11 protein-coding genes and 1 tRNA gene are annotated in these 11,104 nt (G+C 57.0%); 8 read left to right on the top strand and 4 right to left on the bottom strand.

Features of this window, described 5'->3' with window-relative positions; genetic code table 11:
- The first annotated feature begins 275 nt into the window (after positions 1-275).
- Positions 276-569: a hypothetical protein gene (locus ACR0AH_RS13355; protein ID WP_170567765.1), complete on the top strand. Its 294-nt coding sequence runs from the start codon at positions 276-278 to the stop codon at positions 567-569.
- Between the two features lie 39 nt (positions 570-608).
- Positions 609-995 carry a DUF805 domain-containing protein gene (locus ACR0AH_RS13350; RefSeq protein WP_170567776.1) on the top strand — a complete coding sequence of 129 codons (387 nt, stop codon included), beginning with the start codon at positions 609-611 and terminating at the stop codon, positions 993-995.
- 261 nt (positions 996-1,256) lie between these two features.
- Here ACR0AH_RS13350 and terL read toward each other — a convergent pair whose 3' ends face one another.
- The 3 genes from terL to ACR0AH_RS13335 all read right to left on the bottom strand — a co-directional run bounded on the left by terL (position 1,257) and on the right by ACR0AH_RS13335 (position 4,422).
- The gene (terL, locus tag ACR0AH_RS13345) at positions 1,257-2,579 is read right to left on the bottom strand and encodes a phage terminase large subunit (protein ID WP_480592284.1); all 1,323 of its coding nucleotides are present in this window, start codon (positions 2,577-2,579) and stop codon (positions 1,257-1,259) included.
- Positions 2,580-2,720: 141 nt separating this feature from the next.
- A complete protein-coding gene (locus ACR0AH_RS13340) occupies positions 2,721-3,152 on the bottom strand; it encodes a DUF5681 domain-containing protein (RefSeq protein WP_170612267.1) in 432 nt (143 codons plus the stop codon).
- Positions 3,145-4,422, bottom strand: coding sequence for a site-specific DNA-methyltransferase (locus ACR0AH_RS13335; RefSeq protein WP_480592282.1), 1,278 nt, complete (start codon positions 4,420-4,422; stop codon positions 3,145-3,147). The genes ACR0AH_RS13340 and ACR0AH_RS13335 overlap by 8 nt, the downstream gene beginning before the upstream one ends.
- A 564-nt stretch (positions 4,423-4,986) precedes the next feature.
- On the opposite strand from ACR0AH_RS13335, the gene ACR0AH_RS13330 reads away from it, so the two are divergent.
- From ACR0AH_RS13330 to ACR0AH_RS13320, 3 genes are read left to right on the top strand one after another with little or no spacing between them, the layout of a single operon-like run.
- A complete protein-coding gene (locus ACR0AH_RS13330; RefSeq protein WP_170612265.1) occupies positions 4,987-5,217 on the top strand; it encodes a DUF3489 domain-containing protein in 231 nt (76 codons plus the stop codon).
- Positions 5,214-5,630, top strand: a complete 417-nt coding sequence (locus ACR0AH_RS13325) for a DUF2924 domain-containing protein (protein ID WP_480592281.1) — start codon at positions 5,214-5,216, stop codon at positions 5,628-5,630. The genes ACR0AH_RS13330 and ACR0AH_RS13325 overlap by 4 nt, the downstream gene beginning before the upstream one ends.
- Positions 5,627-7,306, top strand: a complete 1,680-nt coding sequence (locus ACR0AH_RS13320; RefSeq protein WP_480592279.1) for a recombinase family protein — start codon at positions 5,627-5,629, stop codon at positions 7,304-7,306. Before ACR0AH_RS13325 ends, ACR0AH_RS13320 begins: the two co-directional genes overlap by 4 nt.
- 375 nt (positions 7,307-7,681) lie before the next feature.
- Here the strand turns inward: ACR0AH_RS13320 and ACR0AH_RS13315 are convergent.
- Positions 7,682-7,771: transfer RNA gene (locus ACR0AH_RS13315), tRNA-Ser, on the bottom strand.
- Positions 7,772-7,975: 204 nt separating this feature from the next.
- Between ACR0AH_RS13315 and ACR0AH_RS13310 the strand changes: the two genes are divergently transcribed.
- Genes ACR0AH_RS13310 through tmk form a run of 3 tightly spaced genes read left to right on the top strand, consistent with a single transcriptional unit; the run spans position 7,976 to position 11,103 of the window.
- Complete coding sequence (locus ACR0AH_RS13310) at positions 7,976-9,289, top strand: SPOR domain-containing protein (protein ID WP_480592277.1); 1,314 nt, start codon at positions 7,976-7,978, stop codon at positions 9,287-9,289.
- 18 nt (positions 9,290-9,307) lie between these two features.
- On the top strand, positions 9,308-10,474 hold the full coding sequence (locus tag ACR0AH_RS13305; RefSeq protein WP_170424071.1) for a D-alanyl-D-alanine carboxypeptidase family protein: 1,167 nt from the start codon (positions 9,308-9,310) through the stop codon (positions 10,472-10,474).
- Positions 10,471-11,103, top strand: coding sequence for a dTMP kinase (tmk, locus tag ACR0AH_RS13300; protein ID WP_480592275.1), 633 nt, complete (start codon positions 10,471-10,473; stop codon positions 11,101-11,103). The genes ACR0AH_RS13305 and tmk overlap by 4 nt, the downstream gene beginning before the upstream one ends.
- Position 11,104 lies beyond the last annotated feature (1 nt).

The raw sequence follows: 11,104 nt of genomic DNA, 5'->3' as shown, positions 1-11,104 counted from the left end.
ACCAACAGGCTGAGAGGAACATCCCAAGCGGCTTTTGCCATCGCTCATCGGCAGTTCCAACGTCGACTTTTTCAACACTATCCGGACAAAGCGGACTTTCGCCAAGCCTGTGTGAACGGCTGCTTGTTTACTCATTCTTTGCTCGTGTTGAAGCGCAATCAAAGACTTAGTTTTTGCGTGAGGGTTAGGTTTCACGCTAGGGTATCCGGTACTATCTGGGCAAGTTTTGAACTCAACCGCGATCAATTCAGTTATGTTTAAAGGAAGAGAGGCAAATGAGAACGGCAACAGGAATCTTCATTCTCGCACTGATCGGTGTGCCTGCGGCCGCATTCGATCGTCAAACAACAGAGGCGTTGACTGCGTGTCATGATTACGTTTGGAACGTCCCACATTTTTCTAGTCTACCAAATGCCGCAATAAGTGTTTTCCCTGGTTGGGAAAACGAAAACCAGTATGTTGTTTTCTGGAATGTGTATTGGGACGACCCCAGGGTCAGACGGGCGGGAAACTGCACCATTAAGGATGGTTCCGTAGACGGTTTTGAAGACTATACTGAGATGAAATAGTTGAGTTCTTTTTGTGAGGGAGGTCGGGCATTGGGAAACATGATTGCTGCCACAGGGAAAGTTCTTTCCAATTATGCCACGTTTTCAGGGCGCGCGTCGCGACCAGAGTACTGGTGGTGGTTTCTTTCTCTTCTTCTGGTCTTAATTGTTGTTGGCATTCTGGACGCTTTGTTCATTGCGCCATTACTTGGCTTTCAGATTGGCGATGAGAATGCAGGTCAACCGCTGTCAGTTTTGGTGAGCCTCGCAGTAATTCTTCCCAACCTTGCGGTAGGTGCAAGGCGATTGCACGATACCGGCAGATCAGGATGGTGGCTGTTGATAGGTTTCGTTCCGTTGATAGGTGTTCTGGTGCTAATTTACTTTTTCGTACAGCCAAGTGACCAAGAAGCAAACGCGTTTGGCGATAAGCCGAATTGGCGATAGACATTATTACCAGATAAACTTCGGACGAAAGTTGCGGCGCAGAAACTAAACCTAAGTTTTCGCGGTATATGGGTCGCGACACGATAGAACCACCATCAATGTAAGTCTTGTGTCGGCATTGGGCTCGAAGCAGTCATCCGACGGCATTAGCGATGAGACTGGTTTGTGGTTGCGAGCGGTCATTGGGGCCGCTCTCAGGATTGGTCCGACATCGGCCCTCCCAGCAATATTCAACGAGTTTTCAAGCTTGACGCTGAGGTTCTACCGCCGTCTGACCCTCTCTCGATTGCGCTCCCGACGTTCGATGTTGATCCGGTGGTCCCGGCCCAATGCCCGGTAGAAGCCCGGTCCCTTGGACCAGTTCAGAAAATGGGTAAAGCTGTCGACCTGATCGTCGTTGCGCCCGCGTGGAAAGGACTGAAGCTCTCGTTTGAATACCGGCAGCCAGGGTGCGTCTGCAGGCAGATACACCTTGCCCTCTTCGACAGGACCGCAAGCGGACTGGAACCGGGTTTCCTTGTCTTTGTCGGGTTTAATGCGTTCGTAGCGCCGACGGTTATCACGAAACAATTCGTCCAGAAGCGGTTTGCCGGAGGCCGCATCTTCGATCAGAACACGATCGGGATCCCAACGACCGACAAGCTGCAGTGCCTTGGCTTTTAGGTCTGGGTAGTCTACCTGCCCGCGCCAGACGTCGAGAAGGTACCACGCGTTTTCTCGGAACCCCCAGGTCGTACAGTCCGAGAAGTCGGATCGCGGATCCGCAGACATCCCCGTATCCCAGCTTTGAACAACCAGTTGGAACCAGCGGCGATCTCCGATGGTCTCATAGGTGCCGAACCACTCCCAGCGCAGCGGCGAGCCATCTGGCGCAATCGGGTTCTGCTGATACTGGCAATTGAACACAGCTGCGCCCATTTCACGACGTTTTGTATCCAGCGTGTTCTGATCCAAACGGGACGGGCACAGGAGATCACCCGGTTTGCGGCACATGACCCTTCCACGCCCGAGAGGCACCTTCTCATGTTCTTCGGCGATGGCAGGCAGATTCAGGTGCCGATAGGTCCCACGTTCAAGCAGATAACCCGGCGGATCCATCTCGTGCAGCCGTTGTGCAACCATGACCACGCGCCCTTCGGCCGGGTTGTCGAAGCGCGACAACAAGGTCCCCTCAATGAACTCCTGTGCCTTGACCAGCTCGGCCTCGGAGCCCGCATCTCCAGCTTTCAGCAGGTCATCGATGATGATGTAATCAGCGCCATGACCGGTGACAGAACTTCCGATGGAGACAGCCTTACGGCTGCCTCCCTTTGTGGTGCGGATTTCTTCTGAGGTGTTGCCCTTTTTAGCCAAGACCGTTTCAGGGAACATTTCCCGGTACCAGCGCGCAGACATGATCCGACGACAATCCTCGGAATGTTTACGCGCCAGATCCAGCCCGTAGCTGGCAACAATGATTTTGGCGCTCGGTGAGTGCCCAAGAAGATAAGCGACATATGCAACGGCAACGGTGACCGATTTCAGGCAACGTGGCGGAATGTTGATGATCAACCGCTTGTTCTCGCCGACGCGAACGTTGTCCAACTCTTGCACATAGCACGCACATGCCAGGCCGGATCAAAGCCGCGGTCAGTCCCCTGGTGCAGCGTGCCAAACACACGCCACACGAAGGGAAAGAAATTATCCCGGCAAACCTCGCGAGCGACCTGCCGGACCATTTTGGGATCAGGAGCTGACATCATTGGCCTCCTCATCTTCCGGACCGCCGTCACCATCCGGGTGACTGGAAAAGAAATCCCGGAGGATGTCGTAGTCGACAGCGTCCGGCTCAACCGCACGGACGGTTTCTTGCGCGTCCATGTCACTTGTGTTGAACAGATCTGCGTCCAGCTTCAGCAGCGCCATCAACAATTTCGTGTCGCCCTTCAACGCGCCAGCCGTGAGCCGCTTGGCAATTGCCTCCGCCTTGGAAATCCGGATTTCGTGGCTGCCTTCGCGAACCGTAATCTTGGTTTCCAATTCACGTTTCAAGCTGGCATTCACCCCTTTGGCACCTTTCGGCCGCCCTTTCGGATTGCCGGATCGGCCTTTCTTGAATTGGGTTGCTTTAGGCGGTTTGCCGTAGCCCACTTCGTAATCTTTCGTATCGTCAGACATGATCCGCCTCCTGCTTCGAGGCGGTGTCGCTGGCCGCAGAACGCGCATCGAACGTTTGCCCCGTGACGGCATGCACGGCGCTCTCACCGGTCATCTCCTGCCAACGACGGATGGCGACGTCGACGTAAACAGGGTCGAACTCAATAAGCCGCGCCCGGCGTCCGGTTTTCTCAGCGGCCAGCAAGGTTGCACCGGACCCGCCAAAGGCGTCCAGCACGACATCGCCGCGATGACTCACATCCATGATGGCATCCGCGACCAGGGCCGTTGGCTTCACCGTCGGATGATCAGCGAGATCCGCTTCACGCCCTGCCCCAAAGCTGTTCACACCGGGATAGTCCCAGACATTGGTCCGGTTGCGACCATGTTTTCCCAGTTCGACATTGTTGACATGTGGCGCACCGGGCTTCTTGAAGATGCAAACCAGCTCGTGCTTGGACCGATAAAGGCTGCCCATGCCTCCTTTGGTCTTATTCCAGACACAGAGATTGATGAGTTCCAATCCAGCTGCCTTGCCGGCCGCAATCAACTCTTCAATGTGACGCCAGTCCATGCAGATCATCGCGATGCCTCCGTCCGGCAAGCAGTCAAACAGCCGGTTGATCACGTCGGTGAGAAAGTTGCGGAACTCGCTGTCCGACATTTCTCCCGACGCCATGGCAAATTCGCGATGATCGCCGCCGGTGCCACAGCGGACATGCCCATTGACCGGTACGTTATAAGGAGGATCGGTGAACACCATCTGCGGGCTCTCGCCATCCAGGAGCATCTCGTAGCTCTGAGCTTGCAAAGCATCCCCGCAGAAGATGCGGTGATCTCCAAGAATCCAGAGGTCGCCCGGCTGCGTAATTGCCGGTACCGCGGGGTCAGGCGTCTCAACAGATTCCGCTTCAGTCTTCGTGGCCTCATCCGTGCCATCGATGATAATGTCGATCTCCGGCGTTTCGAACCCGGTGATATCCAGATCAAAGTCCAGTTCACCATCAAGGCTGAGGTCCGTCAGCTCGGCAAATTCGATCTGCAGCGCTGCTTCGTTCCAGTCCGACAGTTCCGCCAGCTTGTTATCCGCGATGCGCAAAGCACGAACTTCTGCATCTGACAGGTGACCCGCGACAACCGTCGGCACGGACGTCAACCCCAGAGCCTTGGCGGCCTCATAGCGGCCATGGCCCGCGATGATTGTGCCCGAACCATCCAACAGGATCGGGGTGACAAACCCAAACTGGGCCACCGATGCCTTCAGTTTGTCGACATTCTTGGCCGCGTGCACGCGGTTGTTGTTGGCTTAGGGCTTGATCTGGCTGATCTGGGATTGGATAACTTTTTCGGCCATCCAGATAGGCGTATTGGACGCCTGAACGTCGCTGTGTGTGTTTTTGGCAGGCATAACCGCCTCCTTTTGCGTGACGCCGCGCGGACGTCGAGATGGAGGGATCGCGTTGGAAAATCGGAGAGAGCACAAATCGCAACTCCCCGGACCAATCGATCCGAGACGTTGCTCCTTTGAATGCTCTCTGCGGAAACCTGTGTTCCAATGAGTGCTGCCTGCGGGAGCAGTTTCCCGCCCTGATAGTACGGGCGATTAGGTCGAATGTAGGTGCCATCAATACGAGACGCACCCCCCCAAACTAAAAGTAACCAATTAAGATTGTTGCCGAATAATCGGGGGTACGGCAGCGTCGCACTTCAAAACACACGCCTCCAGTAATCGTTTCAGAAAGAGCTGGACTGTTGACGTAAACCACGCATCACTGAACCTACGCCCGAGCCATTCGGGCGCTCCTCAGTACCAGGGTTCGGCATTCCGCCAGCCCCAGATCAGAGGAGACAATATATGTCCAAATCCAATCAAACCAAAATTGACCGGGTGCAAGCTTTGTTGCGTCGCCCGAGCGGCGCCAGCCTTGAGGCGCTCTGCAAAGCAACGGAGTGGCAGCCTCATTCGGTCCGAGCAGCTCTAAGCGGTCTGCGGAAAAAAGGCGCAACGATTGAACGGCGGACATCCGACAAACCAAATGGACCATCCATATATCACCTGACGGCGGGAACAGGAGAAGAGACATGACCAAGACCAGCGATGTCGCCGATCTCGCCGCCATGGGTCGATCGGCTCTGGTCACGCTTTGGCAGCAACTGTTTGATCAACAAGCCCCCGCCATGCTCAGCCAACCCTTCATGCGCCGTTTCATTGCCTTTGAGATGCAGTCCCGCCGTCATGGCGGGCTACCCCGGAAGGTCAAAGTCACGCTGGAAAAGGGCTCTATGAAGAAGCCCCGGCCTACATGCCCTGCCCTAAAACCCGGCGGGCGCCTACTGCGCGAGTGGAATGGCGTGACCCATGTAGTCGACGTTACAGATGACGGCTTCACTTGGAACGGTCGGTCCCATCGCTCGCTCTCGGCCATCGCCAGAGAGATTACCGGCGCGCATTGGTCAGGGCCGCGTTTCTTCGGACTCTCTGGCAAGGGGGCCAAATGAGCCCGCGCCGCAAAACCCGATGCGCCATCTACACGCGCAAGTCCTCCGAAGATGGTCTGGATCAGGACTTTAATTCGCTGGACGCGCAATTTGAGGCCTGCGCAGCCTATGTCGCCAGCCAGCGACACGAAGGCTGGACCCTACTGCCCGGGCGCTACGATGACGGCGGCCTGTCCGGCGGTACACTCGAACGCCCTGCCCTTCAACGCCTGCTTGATGAGATCGATGCCGGGCGTATTGACATGGTGGTGGTCTACAAGATTGACCGGCTGACCCGGTCGCTTACCGACTTCTCCAAGCTGGTCGACCGGCTGGAACAGGCAAACTGTTCCTTTGTTTCGGTTACACAGGCCTTCAATACCTCATCTTCCATGGACCGGTTGACCCTGAATATGCTGTTGTCCTTTGCTCAGTTTGAACGGGAAGTCACCGCCGAACGTATTCGCGACAAGATTGCAGCGTCTAAGAAAAAGGGGCTTTGGATGGGTGGCAACCTGCCTCTCGGCTATGACCGCCACCCCGATCCAAAAGCAAGAACGCTGGTGGTGAATGAGGAGGAGGCCAGAACGGTCCGACATCTCTTTGGGCTTTATGACGAGCTGGGTTGCCTGCGCAAAGTAGAAGAACGGGCAACAGCAGAAGACCTGCGATCAAAACGGGCTGTTCGGTCGGATGGCAGCATAAAAGGGGATTATCTGCTGTCACGGGGTCAGATCTATTACCTGCTGCGCAACCCGGTTTATCTCGGAAAAATTCGCCACAAGAATAAGATCTGGGACGGACAACATACGGCGATCATCGACCAAGGCGTTTGGGACCGGGTACAGGAAAAAATGCGACAGGCCTCCAATCGCTCCCGTGCACGCGGCGGCTCCGATACGCGCCAACACTCCAATGACCCCGGCGCCTGGCTCACCGGTCTGCTGCAGGACGAAACAGGTAATCGGTTGACGCCAACCCACACCACGCGCAAAGGCCGACGGTTGCGCTATTACGTCTCCAATCGGTTGATCTCGGGTGGCAAGGATATCTCCGGCTGGCGACTGCCCGGCCCGGCGCTGGAACACGCTGTCATTGATGTCATCGTCAGACATCTGCAAGACGCCGCCGCCGCGCACCAGGTGCTGGCGCAACCGGAGGCCGGGTCAACGGAGGCAGTTCAGACTTCAGCTGCGGATTTAGTAACTCGGCTTCGAGGCCAAGGCGCTCAGGTCGGTGCTGATATTCTGGCCAACGGCAGAATTGCACGCGGACAGATCGACCTCGAATTGAACCCTAAAACTCTGGCAAGCGCACTTGGCATCGCGGCCGATCATCTGAACCCGGATCTCACACACATCACCTCATCCTTCGATCTGCGACGACGCGGCGTCGAGGCCAAGGTCATCGCTGGAGACATGGCACCCCAACCCGATCCCCACCTCCGGTCCATGCTGATCCGCGCTCATGGCTGGGCGCGTGATCTAAAAGCCGGCGTTCAACTGATGGAAATTGCCCGCCGCGAAAACCTCCCCGGCGCCTTCATCCGTACCCGTGCTCAGCTCGCGTTTCTTTCACCGAAGATTCAGGTCGCGATTCTCGACGGCGCTCAGCCGACCGAATTCACACTCAAGCGTCTTGTCAGCGTGACCCACCCACTAGACTGGTCTGAACAGGAACGCCTGTTCGGCTTCTGACATCTCCAAGTCCTTCGTCCCTGTTACAGGGTTTGCCCTCCCTGATCCGTAGGCACAATTCCCTGTTCCCACGAGAAAATTCCCTGTTCCACCTTTTAGGGAATTTGCAACATAAACCTCTGGAAAACATGCAGTTCCGATAGGAGAAATGACGGAACTCAGACCTGTTTCACGAAAATTCCCTGTAAATTGCCGGGTATCAGGGAAATCCCACCCAAAGCGACCCCGCCAAAATGCGCCACAGAGACTGCGGCCGGAATTGCGCTCTGAGTGTGCGATCTGCTCCGTCTCTGATTGAAAGCGCATGCGCCAACTCGCGGGAATTGCGGCACAATTCCGGGTCAGAAAACACAACTGAAGTGAGACAGGTATGAGTGGCGGGGAGACAGGGATTCGAACCCTGGGAACGCTCTCACGTTCAACGGTTTTCAAGACCGCCGCATTCGACCACTCTGCCACCTCCCCGCGTGAGGCTGGGTCTATGACGAGTTGAGCGCGGAGGCAAGCCATAAAGCGGGAAATCTTGCCGAAGCGAATGTAGCAGTCTTTCCATGGCCCGATGCCCGCGCTATGATCTGCGGGAAAGACCGCACAAGACTGGCAACAAGAACCAGCAATGACGCGGTGGGGCGCGGCCGGAATGGCCTTGTCAGGCAAGGGATTGAGAAAATGGAGCGAGCTACGGGCACACGCTTTGGGCCACAACGGCTGGCAATTATGGTCGTGACCATGGCAGCATTGGCTGGATGCGAAGAAGGGCTACTTACAACAGAGGACCCGCCTGAGGATACGGCCGCCGAAGATGCGGACAACACAAACCGGTTCGAACTGTTCCCCGAGGCTGCCGCGACCAATCAGCGCGATGTTGAAGCCCCCGAGGTTTTTCAGGTCACCGAAGCAGGGTTGTGGGACGGGCGGCCATCGCTGGGTGGTATCTGGGTGGCGCACCCTGATGTGACTCAACCCGAGCGGGTGCTGATCAAGAATACAGCCAACAACAAATCGGTAACGGGTGCCCTGTTCCGCCGTGAGCGGAATTTGCCGGGACCCGCGCTGCAGGTCTCGTCATCCGCTGCCGAGCAATTGGGAATGCTGGCTGGTGCTCCAACCAGGGTGCAGGTTGTCGCATTGCGACGTGAGGCTATTGAAGAACCCCCTGCACCTGTCGCCGCGGAACCTGCCGAAGAGACAGATAGTGCAGAGAGTTCGGAAACAACCGACACCACAGAAGCGTCGGAAACGGGCGCTGCTGAAAAGCCTCAAAAGCGGAAATGGTGGCAGAAAAAGCCAAGCACCGAAGCAGCGACCGGAGCTGCGGTCGTTGCCGGGGCGGCGCTTGTTGCATCGTCGAATGAAGATGCGCCCAGTGCAGAAGCCCCGACCAATGCAGAAGCCCCGACCAGTGAATTGGCCGCGAATGAGACCCCAGCCCCAGAGAAACCGGCCAAACGCAAATGGTGGCAGAAAAAGCCAAGCGACGAGACTGCAGTCGCAGCAGCTGGCGCAGCAACCGCAGCGGCTGCCGAGTCCGAATCCCCTTCGTCAGAAACACAGACGGCAGCATTGTCGGATCCCGAACTGACGGCACCGGCTGAAAAACCGGCCAAGCGCAAGTGGTGGCAAAAGAAAGACCCTAACGCAATCACCGAAACGCCTCTGGACCCGATTGCCGGAGCGGCAGCGGCCATCGAGGCCTCTGAACCAACGGCGGCGGCACCAGCGACGGCGAGTGCTGCGACGACAAGTGGGTTGGCAAAACCTTTTGTTCAGGCGGGCACCTTCAGCGTAGAATCCAACGCCAAGAGCGCGGCGGACAAGATCCGGCGCAATGGCATGGCCGCCGAAGTCATGGAACTGAAAAGCGAGGACAAGTCGGTCTGGCGCGTTTTGGTTGGACCCGTTGCAACCCGCGCGGAACGTCGGGCGATGTTGAACGATGTGAAAGACCTTGGGTTTACCGATGCTTTCACGGCAAAGAACTGATCAAACAGGAGGCCCATGATGCTTTCCGCTTTGCGATCCACCACACTGGCCCTCGGGTTGGCGCTGTTGACACTGCCTGCCCATGCCTTCGACACCACCGCGCGTGCGGCTTATGTGATGGACCAGAAAACCGGTACTGTGCTGTTGTCTAAAGACGCCGATCAGCCTCTGCCCCCAGCGTCCATGTCGAAGCTCATGACGCTTTATGTGGCGTTTGAAGCCTTGCGCGATGGCCGTTTGACGCTGGACGAAACTTTGCCCGTCTCGGAACATGCAATGAGCTATGGCGGCTCGACCATGTTCCTCAACACGCAGGATCGTGTCCGGGTCGAGGATCTTTTGCGCGGGATCATCGTGCTTTCGGGCAATGACGCCTGTGTCGTGATCGCCGAAGCGCTCAGCCCCGACGGAAGCGAAGCCGGATTCGCCCGTTTCATGACTCAGCGGGCGCAGCAGATGGGCATGAACAACTCGAACTTTGCCAATTCCAACGGCTGGCCTGCTGCTGGGCACATGATGTCAGTGCACGATCTGGCAGTTCTGGCCGACCGGCTGATCACCGATTTCCCCGAGTACTATCCCCTGTTTGCCGAAGAAGAGTTCGAATTCGATGGTCGCGCGCCCTCGAACGCGCGGAACCGCAATCCGCTGCTGAAGCTGGATATCGGGGCCGATGGCCTCAAGACGGGCCATACTCAAGAGGCAGGATATGGTTTGGTCGGTTCTGCCAAACAAGGCGACCGACGGGTTGTCTTTGTTCTTTCAGGGCTCGACAGCACCGCCAAGCGCGCAGAGGAGGCTGAGGCCGTGGTTAACTGGTCGTTTCGAAATTTTGTCGAGAGGACAGTTGCCAAATCAGAAGAACCGGTAGCCCAGGCCAAGCTTTGGATGGGGGCGGAAAAGACTGTGGGATTGGTGCCCGAGGGTGATCTGACCCTGCTGTTCCCCGTTTTGGGCGACAAGGACATCAAGGCCGAGGTTGTCTATGACGGCCCTATCAACGCACCGGTCAGCAAAGGCCAGCAATTGGCCGAGCTGGTGATCCAACCCGAAGGATTGCCCGAAATCCGCCGCCCGCTGGTGGCGGAAAAGGATGTTCCCTTGGGCGGGTTTGTCGTGCGTATGTTGACCGTGGGTGGCATCGTTCTGAAAGAAGTGATCAACACCCCGCTGGAGCAAATGTGACAGCGCGCGGAACGTTTCTGACCTTCGAAGGCATTGACGGATCAGGCAAGTCCACGCAGGCGCGCCTGCTGGCCGAGCACTTGCGGCATCAAGGCCGCGACGTCGTTCTGACGCGCGAGCCCGGCGGATCGGACGGGGCAGAAGAAATTCGCAGCCTTGTGCTGCAGGGTGATCCGGACCGCTGGTCGGCCGAGACCGAGATCCTGCTGTTCACCGCTGCCCGGCGCGATCATCTTGAGCGCACGATTGAACCCGCGTTGGCAGAGGGCAAGGTTGTGATCTGCGATCGCTTTGCCGACAGTACCCGGATGTATCAAGGTCTGTCGCGCGGCAATCTGCGGGGTTTGGTGGATCAGTTGCACAGCTTGATGATCCGGCGAGAGCCAGATATGACCTTGCTGATCGATATGGACCCGGAAACAGGCCTGTTGCGCGCCAAAGGTCGTCAGGGCACCGAAGAACGGTTCGAAGATTTCGGTTTGGATCTTCAACAACAGATGCGGGCAGGTTTTCTGGGTCTGGCTCAAGAATTCTCTGACCGTTTCCACGTGGTCGACGGCAATCGGGACATGGACAGCGTTGCGCGGGATGTGACAGATATTGTCATGGCGTCCCTGCAATTGAGCTGAC

The sequence above is a fragment of the Ruegeria sp. AM5 genome, assembly GCF_056540645.1.
This window is presented reverse-complemented; position numbering and strand designations above follow the sequence as displayed.